The sequence below is a fragment of the Candidatus Woesearchaeota archaeon genome, assembly GCA_021735165.1.
Taxonomy (GTDB): domain Archaea; phylum Nanobdellota; class Nanobdellia; order Woesearchaeales; family 21-14-0-10-32-9; genus JAIPET01.
On record JAIPHP010000012.1, the window covers coordinates 20,542 to 40,214 of the forward strand.

Consider the following 19,673-nt stretch of genomic DNA (forward strand, 5'->3'; position numbering starts at 1 on the left):
TAATCACCAAGACAACAAACCGTGTGATTTCTTATAATTATTATAAACTTGCCACATTGCTCCGTTAGCACCTTTAATAGCTGATTTAATCATGTTAGGGTCAGGTCCTGCACTTTTAGGAGCAGAAACTCCTTTAAAATTAGCGGGTAAAAATAATTTTCCCATATCAAAAAAACCCTTGAAAACTGAAACAAATGGCTCAAAAACCGAATCATCACTTCTTATAGGTGTTAATTTAGGCTTGCCAGAGGAAACTTTTTTCTCTTCTTTTATAGTGCCTTCAGCCTCTTTTATATAGTTATCAAGATCATCTCCCAACATTTCCATGGCTGCTCTGAGTTGTTCATCAACTAAACTTAACAGCTCTAAATCTTCATAATCGCGCATATTCTTATACGCTTGAATTTGCTCCATGGTCCAACCATAGCTTCTCATAGTCATTTTACCCCTGCCCACATGAACAGGTCCCTGATAATTTTCTTGTCTGTAAGGCATTGTAGGTCTAGTAGTAAATTCGTAACTCATCAAAACAACGCTGTAAAATTTCTTTTTAGGTAATGGCTTATAAGCAATAGTTTCTATTTCAATAGTGCTTGATTCAAAACTAGAAACAATATCCGGACTATCGAGCTGTTTTTCATTCATAGTAAGTCTTTTAATGTGTCTTAAATAAGGCTTAACCCAACCAATGTAAGTTTTAATAACTAAAAAATGCTGTCTTAAATATTTAATCTGAAATTTTCTTCTCGCTTCTAGTTCACGTTCAGTCTTTTCCTTCCAAGTTATAAACTGATACAATTTTCGTTTAAGGACATTCTTGACATTTTTATTAACTTTCAAATCGTTCATTATTCTATCAATATCTTCAATTTTATATACTGTAGTATTAAAAAATAGATCGGGAAGCACAGTATATCCAACTTGATTTGCTAAGTGATAAATGCTGCCTGGTTGAACTTGACCTCCTTTGTTCTCAGCAAAATCAGCGAAATATCCCTTAAGCGTAGAATCAGCGCTCTTAGATTTTCTCCAATCCTTATATGCTTGTAAACGTTCATCAATATTTCGCAGTTCACGTACAATCTGAAACAGAGTCCTGACTAATTCAGAAATGCCTCTTAAAAAACCACTAGCTCTATCTTCTTGAATACTCAATCTATATTGTGATTGTCCAAAAAAAGCACTATTTTCAGCAGCAGTAAAAATATCTGTGACCTTCATCATAAAAGGAAATCCTTGATCTTGTCTGATGTGATTAATGGACCAATAGTACAAATCTTCCATAGAAAGATTAAAAGACTCATGAACTAATTTCAATCTCCATCCAGGCTTAGGAAACCTAGTTGGATAATATTGTTGATTAGATGACAAATTTACTTCTTCATCATATTCTTGATCTGCATGATCTCCAACGTATTCAGTAGATTCCTTATCAGCACCGCCTTTAGGAATAAAATATCCTTTTTCCTTATCAAAACTATATTTTCCAGCGTGCTTTCTATCAAAAAAACCATATTTCACAAGTAATTGAGCATCTGTCATAGCATCTTTCATAAAAACCACGTTTTGCAAGTCGAAATCCCTTTCATCTAAATACTTGAACACTTATTAAAATCGTCAAGCACACGATTAAAATTGAAATTTAACACGCACTTAATAACATATCAAGTTTTCAGTTTATAAATTTTTTTCCTTAGGCGTAAATTTAATCACATTACCCACAAGTTTATGTTCGCAACTAACTTTAGAAAAAACTGAACTAACTAGCTCAGAATAAACTTGTTTTCTATTGGTAGAACCTAGTAAAGATTTTAATAATTTAACACGTACAGGGCGCCTAGCTCTCAAATTTTTTAAAATTTCACTAATCTGAGAATCATTTAAACCATTCTTTCCAATTTGAACATTAACGCATGAATCCTTCATAATTTCAAGCCTCCACTAGGAAGATTCGCAATAATGTCGTCATTAGTGGATAAACCAAACTTTTTCATAAGAATCTTACTAACTTCTCCTTTCTTAGAATCCCCTTGTTTTATTTCCACAAAGACATTACACTTCTTTTTTACAGCAGACCTAGGACCAGACATCACAATTTTATTGCCATCTTCATCTAAAAAAATACCTATTGCAAAATTAACGACGGGATCAAACAAAACTTTCTTGCCTCTAATAACAAAAGCTCCTTTAGCGACATATTCTCCTGAATTTGCTTCTTTAGATACTTGATTAGGTAAAACCATAAAAACCTCAACGGATCTAATCTTCATAGCCCAAGCTTTACTAAAAGTAACGGCCAACTCGGCAGCTTCCATCTTAGTCAAATCAGGAACTGCTAAGGCATTAGGATTTTTAATAACAACAAAAGGGCTGCCTGGAGCTTCAGTGTGAAAAACTAAATCGTTCTTATCGACATGTTTTTTAATAATTAATTCATTAGACGAAGAATCTTTTCCACCAATAACTAAAAAACCATCAGAAGAAAAAAACCACCTAAAGTTTTCATACCAATTCTTCTTTCTATCTTTTTCAGACTTAATTTTCAAATCAGTTTTTAAAACTTCGGACTGTTCACTAAGTAAAGCATCCAATTTCTTTTTTTCATTAAGTAAAGCTCTCTTGGTACCTTCAAGTTTCTTCTTAGCTTTTTTAGCTAAATCAAAATAAATGGATGCGTTCTCATCCAAAGATTTTTCAACAAAAAAATCGACTTCCATACAAAAAAGAAAACAATCACTACTTAAATAATATTTCCTTTTAAAAAAATTCATGACAAAATAAATTACTTAAAAATAATCGTTGCGAATATATGTGTTTGCAATAAACAATAAATGCGCATATAAATAAAAAAATCAATTAACACATTTGGCTAATTGTTCAACAACCAAGCCTTTATCAGGGCAAAGTTCGACATTATCTCCTATCTTTATGGCTGGAATAAACTCAACCCTGGCATCTTCAGAGCCTTCATAGCCAACACTACCTTCAAAAAGCTGAGCTTTAGCCAAATCAGAATTTGCAAGTCTTTGCTCTGAAGTCCTAAAATTAGGTTTAATATATCTATACATAACATACTCTAACTTAGCATTCCCAGAATTTTTTAGAATAATATTCAATTTACTATTATTTATATCAAAACAAATCATGTCTTTGCCCTGAAATTTTTGAAATTCTATCTCAACATCACTACAATCAGCCCTATTCTGAACGGCGTTAGAACCCCAACTCATAATCATAGTTCCAAGAGCCACAGCAAAAGCTATTAAAACAATAGTTACAATCAACGGAGAAACTCCTCTTTTATTTAACATAAACAAACCCACAAAACAAACAATGCAAACACCGTATTTAAAGATTTTGGTCTGTATTAAGTATTAAGCAAGATAATGACTAAGACATCATAAAAAACCAAAATATGTGTCCAAATAAACCTCAAAATAAGAATATTAGAGACAAATTTATAAATTTAAACAAACAAAAAATAAAAAAAGAGGAAAAAAGGTTCTAAAATAATGAATTTTACAAAAAAAAGAGGTCAAAGCGCAATAGAATTTTTAACAATAGTTGCGATAAGTCTAATACTCATAATACCTGCCGCAAGCACAGTATTAAAAAATTCAGAACAAAATCAAAAAGAAATAGAAACACAACAACTAATAACAATAGGTACAGAAATACTAACTGCTGCAGAAGAAATGAACATACTTGGAGAAGGAAGCTACATAATACTAGATATGCAAACTCCTGAAAGTCTAGAAAGTGTAAAAATAAGAAAAACAGGAGAAAATCAAGGAGAACTAATATTTACACAAAAATTTTCAGAAAAACTAAATGATATAGTGTTCTTTTCAGAAAACTTTAATTTGTTAGTTGGAACATCTGAACAAAATTGCGAAACAGAAATATGCGAAGTAATATTGCAAACCACAATAAACAGTTTGAAAATACAAAAAACAAGTGAAGGAATAAAATTAGAAAAAGAATATCAGGAACTAACACCTATATGTCAATCAGGAAATGAATGTTTAAGCAGATTATGCATAGAAGGCATTTGCAAAGAAAATTGTGAAAATGGAAAACAATGCAGTCAAAACTCAGACAATTCATACACCGACTTTGGAATATGCACATTTTACGATGGAAATCAAATATGTGATACAGAAATAGCAAGAAAAACAGGAAATGCAATATATGGTAGTTGCTATGATACAATGCGAAAAGAATACTTACAAGGATATCAATGTGATCCAAATAGTTTAGCAGGAGGATTTACTACAGAGGGAACCTGTAGAACAGAAGAAGAAAAATGCGTAGACTGCAAAGGAATAACAACAGAAACAAAATTCACAAACCCAAAAATAGTAATATCAAGTAAAGAATACTCTCTATGTGATGATGCAATAAGCATGGATCAATTCTGCATAGAAAACAAATATGATTATTATGAATCAAAAAACCCTTCGGGCGGAACAAATGATGGCGCTAAGTATAATATGATAACTCAAAAATGGACTGCACAAAGCTGTACAACTGTTCAAATAACATGCAAAAAATGTGTGGAATGCACAGAAAACGCGCACTGCTCGCCTGATTATATGTGCAACGAAAATAATGAATGCGTACAATGTATAACGAATGATGACTGCGAACCAGGATTTTTATGCAATACGAATAATGAATGCAAATGCATATCTATAGAAAAAAACATATTTGATCCACAAAAAACAATAAGCGGGACAGAGTATTACTTGCAAAATGATGAAACAACAGCAACACAATACGCGACAGAAAAAGGAGGAACATATAAAGACAAAACATCTATATCTATAACAAAAAGGGACGCTGCAAAATACAAAGGAGAATGGATCTTTGAACCAACAACACAAATAATAAGTCAACTATCATATGACGTATGCGTAGAATGCACAGAAGATGCGCACTGCTTGGGCGGAACAACATGCAACGAAAATAATGAATGTGTATGTCCGAACGGAAACACTTGCACGCTAGACGGTAAACAAGGCATCTGCACAAGTGATGGAACAAAAAATTCCTGCGATACAGAAATAGCATCTTACTACGAAGAGATATATTACAAAGATTGTACAGGAAAACCTGACTACACTGAATGTGATTCAAACAACTTAATAACTGGATATGACCAAAATGGTTATTGCTACAAAAACAAATGCGTAGAAGAATGTACAAATGGACAATCATGCGACTTAGAAAAAGACAGCGGACTATGCACAGAACAAAACGGAATGCAAATATGCGACCTAAACTTAGCAGCAAGTTCAAGAACAGGACATTTATATTCAAATTGCATATCATCAACAACAGGACAAGACTGTCAAAAGGGTTCTTTAGCATCAGGAACATTCATCCCGGATGGAAGTTGTACAGAAGATGAAATATGCGCAGAATGCACTATGGACAGCGAATGTTATTCGAATCAGGGCAACAAAATATGTTACGAAAATACTTGCGATATAAAAGCATGTGGGCCATCACAAACAACAACGCCTTGTCCTGAAAATACATATTGCATAGTCTTTGATGAAGCATTAGATCAATATTTTTGCAAAACTGAATGCAACACCGGAAAATATTACTACGACTCTACAACAGAAGAAATAAAACCCTGCCAAGCAACAGACACAAAATGAAAAAAGCACAAAGCTCAATGGAACTAATACTAATATTTAGTGTATCAATGATAATAATAGTTCCAACAATATACATATTCATAAACCAAGTATACGGCTCAGAAGCCCAAATAATATCAAATCAATTAAATAAAATCGGAAATGAAATGCGAACAACAGCAAAAGAACTCTACGTGCTAGGAAGCGATTCATGGCTCACACTAGAATTTGAACTACCAACAGAAATAAAAGAAGTGCGATTAGACGGAAACGAAGATGCAATTGTATTTACATACCAAACAAAAGCAGGAACATCATCAAGCGTAATATATTTTGAAAACCTAGATATTATAGCAGGACCAAATGAAACAGAAATTTGCACAGAAAGATGCATACTTAATCTAACACCTGGAAAAAACGAACTAAAAATGAAAGCAACAACCAACTTACAAATAAGACTAGAAACTACAATAGTATCGCAAGTAGAAACCGAATGTGGAAACGGATTCATAGAAGGAACAGAAGAATGCGACAATGCAGGAAATAACGGGCAAACATGCAGCGCATCATACGATGAAACCTGTACATATTGTGATAATTCATGCAAAGAACAAACAGTATCAGGGCCATACTGTGGAGACATAATAATAAATGGGCCAGAACAATGCGACACATACAAATTTATCACTAGTTGCGAAAGCAAAGGATTCAAAGGAGGAATACTATCTTGTGAAAACGAATGCTTAGACGTGACAACAGATAACTGCTATAATGCAGAAAATCAAGAAGCAGATTTCACAACAGAAGGACAACTAACAACATATACAGATATTACATTTAAAGATGACTCAACATATCCGGGAACCGCTTTAATACAATATTGGTATAAAAATGGACGTCAAATAAAATACGAGTCACTTGGACCAAAAGATTTCACACACCAATTTCAAGATCCGGGAACATACGAAATAAGATATCTGATTCAATTTCAAAACGGCCACCAATCTGATGACAAAATAAAACAAATAACAATAAACACAAAATGCGGAAACGATGTAGCAGAACAAACAGAACTTTGTGACAACGAGGATCTAAAAGGAGAAACTTGCACAACACTAGGATTCACAGGAGGAATACTTTCATGTACTGATATCTGCGAATTAGATTTAACAGGATGCACAGGAAACCCATCATGATTAAACAAAAAAAAGCACAAACAAGCGTAGAATTCGTCATATTAATAGGATTTGGGATGCTCTTACTAATAATACTATTAAACATGTTTCTACAAAATATGGCGAATGTAACAAAACAAAAAGAAGAATCAAGATCACAAGAAATATTCAACTTAATAAAAACAGAAATAGATCTTGCATACAGCACCAGAGCAAACTATACAAGAACATTCAAAATACCCACCCAAATAAGTGGATCAGACATACAAGTAAGATGCATAGACAACCAAGACATACTAATAACAATAAACGAAAGAACCCATTATTTCTTACTACAAAACATAACTGAAGGTTGCACACAGAACTTAAAACCAGGATCTGTAACAATAAAAAAAGAACATATACCTGATGAAAATGATCTTACACTAGACTACAGAATAATATTTATAGAAAACTAGAAAAACAAATAACTCACACCTAAACAAAAAATTTATATACTCCAACCTAAGTTTTTATACGTATGATGAAGGGATTGAGGGCAGTATTTTCAAAATTCTTGAAAAAACTGTTTAAAAAGAAAAAACAAGTAAAACTAGGCTTGTATGGCCCGCCGAACGGTGGCAAAACAACCCTGGCAAATAAAATATGTCAAGACTGGCTCGGAGAAGACATGGGCTCTGTTTCTAATATAGCACACGAAACAAGAGAAATAACTGTAAAAGAAAGTATAACAATAAAATCTGGAAATAAAGAATTATCATTTAACTTAGTAGATACGCCTGGAATAGCAACAAAAATAGACTACGAAGAATTCCTAAAATCCGGAATGAAAGAAAAAGAAGCAAAAGCAAGAGCAAAAGAAGCAACAAAAGGAGTCATAGACTCAATAAAATGGCTTGACGATATGGACACAGTAATAGTTGTGCTAGACGCAACACTGGATCCTTATACGCAAGTAAACATAACAATAATAGGAAATTTGCAAGCAAGAAAAATACCTGTATTAATAGTTGGAAACAAAATAGATAAGAAAAAATCAAACCTAAAAAAAATAGAAGCCGCATTTCCGCAATACAAAGTTATAGGAATAAGCGCAAAATTCGGAAAAAATATGGATGAATTTTACAAAGAACTATTTGACCTGGTCTAAAAAAAATGCTAACACTACAATTTATACCCTACCATGAAATGGAGAACTTAGACTCTGAAAAAAGAGTCTCTAAGCTACTTAAAGCAGTAAAAAGCAACAAGATAGTTTTAATGGAGGGAAGATTAAAAAGTAGTGAAGAAGCAGAACTAATAAGAAGAACCATGGAACAAATAAGTCCTGAGTTCAAAGGAATAGAATTAAGTGTGGTAAATACGCCTCACACCGATTCGAAATTTTTCAGAAAAATAAAAGGTGCACTAGTAAACATACTTCTAGGAGATAGACATGGTTTAACAATAATAGGACCTGCAAAAATAATAAAAGAAATAAAACAAGATCCTGATAAAATACAGCTATTGACTGAAGAAGTAAAAACCTCAAAGAAAAAAAAGTAAAACTACAAAAACTTTATATTCTACAACAATTATTTTTACAAATAGGTGAATAAAAATACCACATCAATGCGTAAAATGCGGAAAATTACATGGAGATGCATCATCAGCAATACTTGAAGGATGCTCGGATTGCGGTTCAAAATTATTTTTCTACGTAAGAAAAGATGCAATAGAAAAAGCAAAAAAAAGAACATTTGACTTAACATCACAAGAAAAGGAGCAAATGGAAAAAGATGTTTACGAAATAATAGGTAGCGACATAGACTCTGATTTACCAGTGGTGCTAGACATAGAAAGTATAAACATACTAAAACCAGGAAAATACGAACTTGACCTAGTAAATCTTTTCAAAAAGAAACAACCCCTAATATACAAATTGGAAGATGGTAAGTACATTGTAGATGTAATAGAAAGCTTTAAAAAAATAAGAGAATAAATAACTACTTCTCAGTGCAAAAAATATAAGAAGCTTTATAAACAAGTGAAAATTCTCAAAAAAACAATTAAAAATGGAAGATAAAAAAAGAAAAAAACTAACAGAAGAAGAAGAAATATTCCTATTAAACGAAGAGATCATATTAGAATTAACAGGAATGTTACCGGACGAAAAATATGCTTCTCAAAGAAAAATACTAGATCAAATAATAACAGTATCAAAAGAAAAAAACCTACCAGTTGCACACATATATCTGGCACTACAAGACCAAATCTATCAAAATTTAGTACAAGCCCCAGGAATACTTATAAATTCAACATTAAATATAGATACTCTGTGCGTAATAAATTACGTTCCAAACGAAACACAAAAAAAACAAGCAGAAAAAATAGGAGTAAATATAATGAGCACAGAGCAATACCTAAAAGCTCCTATAAAAGTAGCAGGAACAATATTTGGATACAAATTCTTAAACCCAACTACAAACAACAAAGAACATCTAACAAACATAGAAAAATACATAAGCAAACAAGAAAATGAAAAAATACCCGCAATAATATTGGATTATCAAAAAAACAAGTAAAAACATAAAAACAAACAACAAATTCTACCCTTAATGAAAATAATAAAAGAAGCAACAACAAAAATACTTGCAGAAGAACAAAAAATAGTAGACAAAAAAATGCCAGTATTCTACAATCCTGTGATGAAACTAAACAGAGACATAACAATCTTACTACTGCAAGCGATCTGGGAACAAGGTTCAGAACACAGAGTTCAGACCACTAACCACAAACCACAGGTTATTGCAGATCCACTTGCCGGAAGTGGAATAAGATCTATAAGGATGATAAAAGAACTTCCTCAAAACATAACAAAAGAAATCTTGGTTAATGACAAAAAAGAAAATTACAAAGAATACATGAAAAAAAACATTGAACTAAACAAACTAAATGAAGAACAAAGCGCAAAAATAAAAATATACAACGAAGACGCAAACACATTCCTATTTGAAAACAGACCCTTTGATTACATAGATATAGACCCATTCGGAACACCAAACCCCTTCTTAGACTCAGCAATCAGAAGTCTTCGCTCTGACGGCATCCTAGCAGTCACTGCAACAGATACATCTGCTCTATGTGGAAGCTATCCAAAAGCATGCAAAAGAAAATACTGGGCAGAACCATTAAGAAACGAATTGATGCACGAAATAGGACTAAGAATACTGATAAGAAAAGTTCAATTAATGGGGACAAACCACCAAAGAGCATTAGTTCCAACACTTTCATACTCCCATGATCATTACATGAGAATCTTCTTCAGATTCGACAAAGGAAAACAAAACATGGACAAAGTATTGAAACAACACGAACCATTCATGTTTGAAGGAAAAGAATATGGTCCTATTTGGAGCGGTCAATTAAATGATTTAGAATTATTAAAAAAAATATTGTCAGAAACAGAAAAAGAAGAAACACAAAAAAACATAGAAAAAAGAACAATAAAACTTCTCCAAACATTAAAAGAAGAAACACAAATAGAACAAATAGGATTTTACGATATACACACATTAGCAAAAGGCAAAGAAGGAACACTGCCAAAATTTGAAACAATAATAAAAAAACTAGAAGAAAAAGGATACAAAGCAAGCAGAACACACTTCAGAGACACAGCAATAAAAACAGATGCGCCAAAAGAAGAAGTTATAAAACTAATTAAAAAATAAATTATAAAAAACACCTATAAATTTTTATATCCAAGACGCTTTTTTCTTGAAGTTAAACTTTTTGCATGCAAAAAAACTTCGATAATCACTTTTTTTATATATTTATTAATATCTATTAATATTTATAGTAATATTTATATATTTATATAAAATAAGTAACAATATGTACATCTATAATGCAAAAAATACAAAACTTTTCAAAGAACGCTCTAAAGAAGCAGAAAAAATACTAACCAATGTCCCAGTAAAAAATTGTTTTATTTCAGGATCTTTTCTTTACAAAAAAAAATATAACGATATAGATTTATTCGTAATTTCTAGAACAAATAAAAAAATAAAACTAGAAAATAAAAAAATAAATATAACATTCATAGATTTTAATAAATTGCATTCCTTATTCGTGCATTCAATTTCAAAAAGTTGCATTTCTAAAAACGTCATTCCATTAAAAGATCTGAAAGTAACAATTTCAGATTATTGGGAAATTATTAACGAAACAATCCCAACAATATTTAATGACAAAAAAAAATTCAAAAAACATATTCGATTCATAATTCTATATACAGAATATTTTAAAACAAATAAAATTTTAGATTCATTAGAACTATACGAAAAAATAAATTCTATCAAAAACTACAAAGAACTAATACAATACATCAATGAAATACCTTCAATTATTTCCAAAAACAGAAAACAATCTTACCTAAAACGTTTTTTTTACACACAAGCAAAATATTACCGAAAGTTTTCCGAATATGACTCGACTAGATATTTATACAACTTATGCCATATGATAATTAAACATGGTAAATCCGAATACATTTAAACGTAAAATTGAATCAATACTAACTCAAAACTACAAAATAGAATTCTTAGGAACAAATTTTGACAAAATAGTCAAATCATTAACTGAACCAAAAGCTAGCAAAATCCAAAACTGGATCAAACAAGTGATAAATAATAACATCAGGCCAATAAACCCTATAAAAACTGGACAATAAACGAGCTACTAACATTCAGATATCCATTCTCAATCGGAAAAACCCAATACAGAATACTATTTGTCAAAGTCAAAAATTCAGTTTACATAGAATTCCATTTGGGAAATCACGAGTATTACGATAAAATAAGAGATGAACTAAAAATAAAAAAATAATTCAATTCAGACTGTCAGAATAGAAGAACTCTTTGAACAAAGAATCTTTTCTAGCTTTTTCCTGTTTTTCTTTTATATTATTCTTTTTAACCCACTCCCTATGTCTTTCCTGCTCCGCCACACGAATAGAATCTATTTTATTTTGAAGATCTTCCTGAACACCACTTTTTAAGAAAAAATCATATTGATTTTTTATTTTATTTTGAAAATCGTCATCTAAATCAAAGAATCTGCTTTCAGTTATTACATTTCCATCTTGTTTAATTATTATATTGGAACTTTTAAGACCACTTTCTATGTAGTCAAAATAAATAATCAACGACTTATTTCTTTTGTCAATAACTAATTGCAAATCATCTTCATATTGCTCAACTTTCAGAGAATAGGTAACATCGCCAATTTTTTTAGAATATTTGTGGCTTTTCCTATAAGGATTATCAATACTTTCTGGTGGCAGTCTTGAAAGCAAATTTTCTATATTTTCCGCAGAGTTTTTATCTTCCTCTTCTTGTTTCCTATCACCTGAAACACAACCACTCAGAGCATACATCATAATCAGCAGCACAATCATTTTTTTACTGAATTAATTACGTTCATTTTTCTTACCTCTTTGAAATGATACAACCTCTATTAGATTTAAAATCAATAAAATCATAATTATTTTTTTCAGTTTTTATTTCTGCAATTGCAAAGCTGGAAACTATTAAAGCCAGACCCGTATAAGCTTTCCAATTATCTGTAAATTCATCTTTTATTTTTGTAATATAATTCTTATTTTGTTTGTAAATCATCTTTCATCAACCTCTTTTAACTTTGTTATTATTAGTTAGTAAAAAACAATATATAAAATTATCCAGATAAATATTTAATAAAAGCAAAAATATCTAACTAAAGATTGTTAAAATTAAAAGCTAATAGTAAATTTTATATAGACACAAATCAAATAATACTTTGTGAAACTTGATTTACTCAATAAAAAAATATTATACGAACTGGAAAAAGACTCATCACAACCAGCTTCAAAAATAGCAAAAAAACTCAAACAATCAAAAGAAGTCATTCTATACAGAATACATAAAATGGAAGAAGAAAAAATTCTTCTCGGATGCAGCGCAATAGTTGACATGGCAAAGCTAAACTATTTCACATTCAGAATATACATAAAATGGCAGAACATGACAAAAGAAGAAAAACAAAAATTCTACGATGAAATAAAAAACCATGAAAACGTATGGACAACAACAGTTATGCACGGAGCATGGGACTTTGCATTCTTCATAGGAACCAAAGCAGACGAATACGTAACAAAATTCCACACAATATGGAACAACATACAAATAAAATACAAACACAAAATAGCAGCAACAAAAATAGCACTATATGCTCCAGTTCATAATTTCAACAAACAATTCTTTTTTGATACTAAAGAACAACCAATCGAAAGAATATATGGAGCAGGAACCCCAATAAAATTCGACGAACTAGATGAACAAATAATAAAAGAATACTCTTCAAACGTCAGACAATCTCTAAACAAAATTGCAGAGAAACTAAAAACAACCACAGAAACAATAAGACAAAGAATAAAAAAACTAGAAAAAAACAAAGTAATAGTTGGATACAAAATAAATCTGAATCTTCCAAAAATGAATCACCAAGGATACAGAGTAGACTTCGCATTAAATTCAATAGAAAGAAACAAAGAATTATTCGAATATCTAAAACAGCACAAATATTTCTATCAAATAAACAGATCAATAGGAGGAGCAGACTTTGAAACAGAAATAGTAGTAGAAAGTCTTAATCATCTTCTGGAAATCCTAGAAGAAATAATGAATAGATTTAAAGACGTAATAAGAAACTATGACTACATGGGCTACTCAGAATTTCCGAGCCTATCAATAGTGCCAGATTAAATAATACCAAAATATAAAAACTACTAGGTAGTACTTAAAAAAATGAAAGAAAAAATACTAACAATAACTCTTCTAATAGTAATTCTAATACTAACTGGCTGCACAACACAATACCTGGAAATGCAAAACATGCAAATAGAAAACACAAATCAAGCTGAGAATAAAGGAAGAACAACACAGAACACACAAACAGACGAACAAAATCAAGATATTGCTATTCAGAATGCAAACGGCCAAACGCTTGCCCCAGACCACAAAACCCAGACAAACCCCACAACACAACAAACAGAACAATTTACAGAAGAAAAAACAATACACTACGACAATTTCGAAACAGGAGAATCAAAAACAATAACAAAGATGATCCGTGAACAAAACACAAAATCACAAAATCAAGAACCCCAAACACAAAACATAAACAACCAAAATACAGAACAAAGCAACGAAATAAAAATATTGACAATAATAATAAATTTTCAAGACAATCAAAATGCAACAGAAGAACACAGACAAAACTTTGAAGATGCATTCACAAACTACAAAAAATCAGTACAAAAATACTATGAAGAAGTATCAAATGGAGAAATAACAATAAACCCTGAAATAATAGGACCATACACAGTACCTTATGGATGGGAAAACACTGAATGCATAACGGATCAAAACAACAATGAAAACACACAAAATCAAGAATTACAAGAATACGAAAAATGGATAAACTCAGCTATAAACAAAGCAGAAGAAGACAACTACGACACAGAAGAATACGATAAGATAGCAGTTGCTTGGCCACACACAAATTCATGCTTTTTCTCAGGCATAACATACCTACAAGGAAATAAAGCACTTATAGGAATAAACAACGTAGCTTATTCAAAAGACTACAATTCAAAAGTTTTAATACACGAAATAGGACACTACAAAGAAAGAAAACTCATAGACCACCCTTTAGTATATAAAAAAACAACTGGGTGCTACACACAAGAACAAAACCAAATAAAAATAGAAACAGAAAACTGCAGCTATACAGATACAGGAGCAACAGACGGAGATCCTTTTGACGTAATGGGGGCAACATTAGATGCAAGGCATTTCAATCCAGACACAAAACAAAAATGGCTCATACTACAAGAAACAAAAACGATCCTTTTAAACCAAATGATAGAAAACAACGAAAACACAATAACCGAAAACATATATTTGGAAAGTAGTCAACAAACACCAAATATACTAATACTAAAAAACGAGGAAACGGGAGAAAAGTACGCATTAGAAATAAGAGAACCAAAAGGACTATTTGATGATTTTAAAGAAGAAGATCGCGTAGTGAATGGTGTAAGCATAAGAAACACAGAATACGAAAAATCAATATTAATAGATGCAACTCCGCAAACAGAGACATACAAAGACTCAGCATTCATACAAGGACAAGAACTAATAATAAACAAATACATAAAATTAACATTCGAAAACCAATTAGAACAAAATCAAAGATATAAAGTAAAAATAGACATAATAAAAAAACCAATAGGGGAAGAATGCGCAAACGGAAAACAATGCATAACAAACCTATGCGCACAAGGAATATGCAAAGAAACCTGCAATAACAAAGAAAGATGTAGCAACACAAACAAAGATTGGGAAAACGACGGAATATGCACAAAAGACCAAAACCAAAAAAATATCTGCGACAAAAATACCTTAGCAATACAAACAGAAACTAGCACATACCATGATTCATGTCAAATAAACAACCAAGAAATAAACCAAGAAATAATGTGCTACGCGCAAGACTTATCAAAAAATCTAAACGAAGCAAAAAAAGGACTATGCATAAAAAATACGTGCATAAAAAACATGAACATCATAATAGAGTCTGAACAATTACAAGATACAGAAGATGAAGACACAAAAATAATACCATATGCGTTACCCTTCACAATAAAATGGTATCTGAAAGAAAATTTGCAAAATTGTAAAATAACCCTAAAAGAAAAATTATATGATGAAAACAATCAATTACATCAAATAATACCTCTGCAAGAAAACACAGGAATAATAACTCTAACAACAAGAACAGAAAAAGGATACAAAGAAAAAATTCCAATGGACATAGAATGCACAGAACCAGAAAATACAAAACTACACTTGCAAATAAAAACAACACTAGAAGGAAAATACGACTGCCAAGACTCAGACAATAATGATAATCCCTACAAAAAAGGAATTATAACAGGAATATACTTGCTAGATGGAACAAAACCCATAGATGCCTGTCAAGACAACCAGAAATTAACAGAATATTCATGCAAACAAGAACAAGGATACAAACCATTACCAATAAAACAAGCATACTACAAAACAATCACTTGCGAAAACGAATGCATCAATGGAGCATGCACAATTCAGCAAGAACAATAGAAACCCACTGAACAGTGGTAAAAATGATAAATTTTATAAATGAAAAGCTATTCTTAAAAAATAATGTACTCAGATAATGATATAAAAGTTCTAGCACAAAATATGCGGGAAAAAATAAAACCAAAAGAAGTCATTAAAACAGAAGATATAATGCTGAATAACAATCAAATAATGCTAGATTACATAATAAACGACAATCAGCTAGATGAAAAAGAAATATCAGAACTCCTAAATGACTTTAAAGAGCTAAATAACCAACTAACAAACTATGCCTACACAACAAATGAAAAACCAGAACTTAATCTAAAACTAGGAATGATCATGCCAGATCCATTTCTTTACCACCTACTAAATGATTATACTGAAAGAACAGTAATTAAAATAAAAAATCAATTAATAACAGGAAAAAAAGAACCATACGACCATAAAATTTCCAACACAAATTTGAAAATTTTTATTTTTAAAGACCAACTTAATGCCAATAAAGAAATTGCAGGATCTGCACTTACAAATGTAACAGAAGAAGAAATATACATAAGACTAAGTTCAATACATTTCCAAAAATGCATGATGAAAAAAACAGAAACCTACAAAAACTTATCACAAAAGGAAAAAAATAATCTAGAAGATAACCTAATAAAACTAAAAATAGGACACGAATTAAAAGAACTAGAGCAATATAATAAAAATGAGTTAAGTCAAGATTTTATGACAAGAGAAATAGAAAGTGAAAAAGGAGCTTTAGAATACGGAAAAAACAACAACATCTCTACAGAATTTTATAAAACAGTAATAGATGCATTAAAAAATGAACAAGAAAAAAATTTATGGTACAATATCAGCCTTTCTTCTTTTTAACAACTAGCTCCATACACTCATTAGCTTTTTTTCTTGCAAAATTCTCAAGAAAATCTAACACATTATATTCTTCTTCTAGTTTGTCCTCATTAAGAACTAAACCAGCTTCTGAAAGAATAACAATTTTAGGAGCAACTTTGAGTTTATGTGTTGTTTTAAATAGTTGCTCTAATAAATCAATGCTATTTTCAGCTATCAATAAATCATTATTTTTCAAAGCATCTTCGACTATACGTGTGTGCGCATCAACAATCTGTTTATATCTCTCAACATATTTAACCATAATATCACCTAAAATACAATTGCGCTCAGCAATATAAAAACTTTTCTAAAAAATCCAACAAAAACAAAAAATGAATAAGTTAATAAATGAATTAATAGTTCAATATTTTGTGTGCAGTTCCTCTAATGAAGACAATATCGCAGGGAAAAGAGACAAAAGTCAATGACCAAAAGTGCGCAACCGAAGAGGAACCACTTTATTTAAAAACCAAAAAACATAAAAAAAGAACGTCTATACTTACAAGAATGATAGCGCAAAAAACAACACTACACTACCTGAGTATATCCGCAAAACGGTTCTTTACTTTAGCGCTAGCTCTATAAACTAACAAACCTAAACTTTTTTATTCTATGAACACAAAAATTGTGAGGCAATAGAAATGATACTAAATATAAAGAACCTAGAAAAAAAATTTGGAACAAACATATTATTCGAAAATGCAAGTCTTCAACTTAATGAAGGAGATAAGATGGCCTTTGTAGGTCAGAACGGAAGAGGAAAAACAACACTCATTAAATGCATTTCAGGAGATGAAGATTTCCAAGGATCTATAGAATTAACTCCTGAAACAAAGATAGCGGTGATGGAGCAGCAAAAAACTTTTGATGGAATAGCAGAAACTTTTAGAGAATACCTCAAACAAAAGAAAAACAAAATAAACAAAAAAATAAAAGAACTGGAAGAAGAAATGGGCAAACCAGAAGTTTATGAGAATCCTCAAAGATTTGACAAACTACTGCACGAACACGCCTTGCTCTGTTCCAGGATAACTGAAGACATTGAAGAAGATAAACTCAAGACAAATCTGCAATCTCTGAATTTCCCATTAGAACTATTAGACCAACCAATATCAAGCTTAAGCGGAGGAGAAAAAACTGCACTAAGACTTTCAGAATGTTTAGGAAAAGAAGCCAACCTCCTCATACTAGATGAGCCCACAAATCATCTTGACTTCAAAGCCATCAACTGGTTTGAAGAATGGATAAGAAACTCCGGAAAGACCATACTAGTGATAACTCACGACAGAAAATTCCTAGACAATGTAGTAAACAGAGTGGCAGAAATAGAAAACAAAAACATCGCAGTTTACAAAACAAATTACACGGGATACTTACAGGAAAGAATAAAGCACAGAATAGAGATGCACAAACAACATCAAGCAACAGAGAAGGAAAGACAAAGACTAATGGACTCCTCAAAACAGAAAAGGATATGGGCTTCTAAGAATGGAAACAAAAGTATGCGAATGCAAGCAGATAACTTGGAGAGAAGAGCAGAAGAATTACCTAAAATAGAAGATCCTTCAGAATTGGAAAAAAAATATGAGTTCCAATGCAAAGAAGGAAAGAAAAGTAGCGACATGATCTTTGAAATAAAAAATATGTCTAAATCCTTTGGCACAAAAAAAGTGCTTGCCAACGTAAACCTGTTGATACACAGAGGACAAAAGATCGCGTTGATAGGAATGAACGGTATAGGTAAAAGCACTCTTCTTAAGATACTAAACAAAAAAATTGCCCCAGATTCAGGCGAAGCCAACCAAGGGCAGAACCTCAAAATAGGTTATTTTGATCAGGAAAGCAAAAATTTCAATCCCGAAGAAAAAGTAGAGACTTACATGCTTGACCTTTACGGCAACATGCATGACAACCAAATCCAAAGCATGGCAAGAAAATTTGGCTTTGAACATGATTTAAGAAAAAAGAAAATTAGTGCATTGTCAGGAGGAGAAAAAGCAAGATTACAACTGCTAAAACTGATGCTCGAAGAATATAACGTCCTGCTCTTAGACGAGCCAACAAACCATCTCGACCTTGAGTTAAGGGAAGCATTAGAAAAAGCATTGAAGAATTGGGAAGGCACAATACTGTTTGTTTCCCACGATAGATTCTTCATAGATAGAGTGGCAACACATATAATGGAACTTGAAGAAGGAAAAATAAAAATTATGGAAGGCAACTACTCAAATAATTTTTCTTAATTTTTTAATTTAAAAAAAATCATTGAACTACTTTAAAAAAGTCATTCTTGATATAATTAATTGGGACATCGACGTATTGAGCAGGTCCAAAACCCTTTTTGTAAAATAATTTTGTCGAATCAACTTTTTCTCCATAAATGTTTTTTAATGCGCCATTATGTTTATGTATTTCTGCAGCATCCCAACTGCCATCCCTATCAACATCCGTAAATAAAGTATACCCCCAAACATCATGTTTTATTTTACTATATGGGTGAACAACAAGTGCCTGGTTTATTGTTGGACTCGGAAACACTAAATCTTTTAAGTCTTTTTTATCATCTTGATTAAACTTACAACTGACCAAATTGGACATTAAATACAACATAATTATACTTAGTTCTTTTTTCATTACATTGTTTGATTACGGATACCCTACACTTTAGTGTAGGGAGGAAGTAATCCCTCCTTCTTATTTTTTTCAATAAAGTTTTTGGGCGCAAAGCGCCCAATGGATTTCGCGTAGCGAAACCCGGCGTATCAATT

The 19,673-nt window shown here is 31.4% G+C and carries 22 protein-coding genes; 14 read left to right on the plus strand and 8 right to left on the minus strand.

Going from position 1 to position 19,673, the window contains the following annotated elements; all coding sequences use genetic code 11:
- Nucleotides 1-3: 3 nt before the first annotated feature.
- The 4 genes from K9L97_03780 to K9L97_03795 form a co-directional block, all read right to left on the minus strand.
- Nucleotides 4-1,572: a hypothetical protein gene (locus K9L97_03780; protein MCF7872129.1), complete on the minus strand. Its 1,569-nt coding sequence runs from the start codon at nucleotides 1,570-1,572 to the stop codon at nucleotides 4-6.
- 105 nt (nucleotides 1,573-1,677) lie between these two features.
- A complete protein-coding gene (locus tag K9L97_03785; GenBank protein MCF7872130.1) occupies nucleotides 1,678-1,926 on the minus strand; it encodes a YhbY family RNA-binding protein in 249 nt (82 codons plus the stop codon).
- Nucleotides 1,923-2,717 (minus strand): NFACT RNA binding domain-containing protein, encoded by a 795-nt coding sequence (locus tag K9L97_03790; GenBank protein ID MCF7872131.1) that lies wholly within the window; start codon nucleotides 2,715-2,717, stop codon nucleotides 1,923-1,925. The genes K9L97_03785 and K9L97_03790 overlap by 4 nt, the downstream gene beginning before the upstream one ends.
- A gap of 135 nt (nucleotides 2,718-2,852) precedes the next feature.
- Entirely contained in the window at nucleotides 2,853-3,311 is a 459-nt protein-coding gene (locus K9L97_03795; protein ID MCF7872132.1) for a hypothetical protein, read from the minus strand.
- 201 nt (nucleotides 3,312-3,512) lie between these two features.
- Here K9L97_03795 and K9L97_03800 point away from each other — a divergent pair, with 201 nt between their 5' ends.
- The 10 genes from K9L97_03800 (at nucleotide 3,513) to K9L97_03845 (ending at nucleotide 11,534) form a co-directional block, all read left to right on the plus strand.
- Nucleotides 3,513-5,669, plus strand: a complete 2,157-nt coding sequence (locus K9L97_03800) for a hypothetical protein (GenBank protein ID MCF7872133.1) — start codon at nucleotides 3,513-3,515, stop codon at nucleotides 5,667-5,669.
- Entirely contained in the window at nucleotides 5,666-6,844 is a 1,179-nt protein-coding gene (locus K9L97_03805; GenBank protein MCF7872134.1) for a hypothetical protein, read from the plus strand. Before K9L97_03800 ends, K9L97_03805 begins: the two co-directional genes overlap by 4 nt.
- On the plus strand, nucleotides 6,841-7,281 hold the full coding sequence (locus K9L97_03810) for a hypothetical protein (protein ID MCF7872135.1): 441 nt from the start codon (nucleotides 6,841-6,843) through the stop codon (nucleotides 7,279-7,281). The genes K9L97_03805 and K9L97_03810 overlap by 4 nt, the downstream gene beginning before the upstream one ends.
- A gap of 62 nt (nucleotides 7,282-7,343) precedes the next feature.
- Complete coding sequence (locus K9L97_03815) at nucleotides 7,344-7,973, plus strand: 50S ribosome-binding GTPase (GenBank protein MCF7872136.1); 630 nt, start codon at nucleotides 7,344-7,346, stop codon at nucleotides 7,971-7,973.
- 5 nt (nucleotides 7,974-7,978) lie between these two features.
- Nucleotides 7,979-8,368: a DUF2073 domain-containing protein gene (locus K9L97_03820; protein MCF7872137.1), complete on the plus strand. Its 390-nt coding sequence runs from the start codon at nucleotides 7,979-7,981 to the stop codon at nucleotides 8,366-8,368.
- A 49-nt stretch (nucleotides 8,369-8,417) separates the two neighbouring features.
- Nucleotides 8,418-8,804, plus strand: a complete 387-nt coding sequence (locus K9L97_03825; protein ID MCF7872138.1) for a Zn-ribbon domain-containing protein — start codon at nucleotides 8,418-8,420, stop codon at nucleotides 8,802-8,804.
- A 73-nt stretch (nucleotides 8,805-8,877) separates the two neighbouring features.
- The gene (locus K9L97_03830) at nucleotides 8,878-9,387 is read left to right on the plus strand and encodes a hypothetical protein (GenBank protein ID MCF7872139.1); all 510 of its coding nucleotides are present in this window, start codon (nucleotides 8,878-8,880) and stop codon (nucleotides 9,385-9,387) included.
- 33 nt (nucleotides 9,388-9,420) lie between these two features.
- Complete coding sequence (locus K9L97_03835) at nucleotides 9,421-10,533, plus strand: tRNA (guanine(26)-N(2))-dimethyltransferase (GenBank protein ID MCF7872140.1); 1,113 nt, start codon at nucleotides 9,421-9,423, stop codon at nucleotides 10,531-10,533.
- 163 nt (nucleotides 10,534-10,696) lie between these two features.
- Nucleotides 10,697-11,359, plus strand: a complete 663-nt coding sequence (locus K9L97_03840) for a hypothetical protein (GenBank protein MCF7872141.1) — start codon at nucleotides 10,697-10,699, stop codon at nucleotides 11,357-11,359.
- The gene (locus tag K9L97_03845) at nucleotides 11,337-11,534 is read left to right on the plus strand and encodes a hypothetical protein (GenBank protein ID MCF7872142.1); all 198 of its coding nucleotides are present in this window, start codon (nucleotides 11,337-11,339) and stop codon (nucleotides 11,532-11,534) included. Before K9L97_03840 ends, K9L97_03845 begins: the two co-directional genes overlap by 23 nt.
- 156 nt (nucleotides 11,535-11,690) lie before the next feature.
- Here K9L97_03845 and K9L97_03850 read toward each other — a convergent pair whose 3' ends face one another.
- Both K9L97_03850 and K9L97_03855 read right to left on the minus strand, forming a co-directional pair.
- The gene (locus K9L97_03850; GenBank protein ID MCF7872143.1) at nucleotides 11,691-12,260 is read right to left on the minus strand and encodes a hypothetical protein; all 570 of its coding nucleotides are present in this window, start codon (nucleotides 12,258-12,260) and stop codon (nucleotides 11,691-11,693) included.
- 31 nt (nucleotides 12,261-12,291) lie between these two features.
- Nucleotides 12,292-12,480, minus strand: coding sequence for a hypothetical protein (locus tag K9L97_03855; protein ID MCF7872144.1), 189 nt, complete (start codon nucleotides 12,478-12,480; stop codon nucleotides 12,292-12,294).
- Between the two features lie 162 nt (nucleotides 12,481-12,642).
- Between K9L97_03855 and K9L97_03860 the strand changes: the two genes are divergently transcribed.
- From K9L97_03860 to K9L97_03870, 3 genes are all read left to right on the plus strand, one after another.
- Complete coding sequence (locus K9L97_03860) at nucleotides 12,643-13,605, plus strand: Lrp/AsnC family transcriptional regulator (protein MCF7872145.1); 963 nt, start codon at nucleotides 12,643-12,645, stop codon at nucleotides 13,603-13,605.
- 42 nt (nucleotides 13,606-13,647) lie between these two features.
- Complete coding sequence (locus tag K9L97_03865) at nucleotides 13,648-16,026, plus strand: hypothetical protein (GenBank protein MCF7872146.1); 2,379 nt, start codon at nucleotides 13,648-13,650, stop codon at nucleotides 16,024-16,026.
- Nucleotides 16,027-16,089: 63 nt separating this feature from the next.
- Nucleotides 16,090-16,884 carry a hypothetical protein gene (locus K9L97_03870; GenBank protein ID MCF7872147.1) on the plus strand — a complete coding sequence of 265 codons (795 nt, stop codon included), beginning with the start codon at nucleotides 16,090-16,092 and terminating at the stop codon, nucleotides 16,882-16,884.
- Here K9L97_03870 and K9L97_03875 read toward each other — a convergent pair.
- Nucleotides 16,865-17,167, minus strand: coding sequence for a hypothetical protein (locus K9L97_03875; GenBank protein ID MCF7872148.1), 303 nt, complete (start codon nucleotides 17,165-17,167; stop codon nucleotides 16,865-16,867). The genes K9L97_03870 and K9L97_03875 overlap by 20 nt on opposite strands.
- Before the next feature lie 379 nt (nucleotides 17,168-17,546).
- On the opposite strand from K9L97_03875, the gene K9L97_03880 reads away from it, so the two are divergent.
- On the plus strand, nucleotides 17,547-19,148 hold the full coding sequence (locus tag K9L97_03880) for an ATP-binding cassette domain-containing protein (protein ID MCF7872149.1): 1,602 nt from the start codon (nucleotides 17,547-17,549) through the stop codon (nucleotides 19,146-19,148).
- Nucleotides 19,149-19,167: 19 nt separating this feature from the next.
- On the opposite strand, the gene K9L97_03885 is transcribed toward K9L97_03880, so the two are convergent.
- Nucleotides 19,168-19,539, minus strand: a complete 372-nt coding sequence (locus tag K9L97_03885) for a hypothetical protein (protein MCF7872150.1) — start codon at nucleotides 19,537-19,539, stop codon at nucleotides 19,168-19,170.
- Nucleotides 19,540-19,673: the final 134 nt, after the last annotated feature.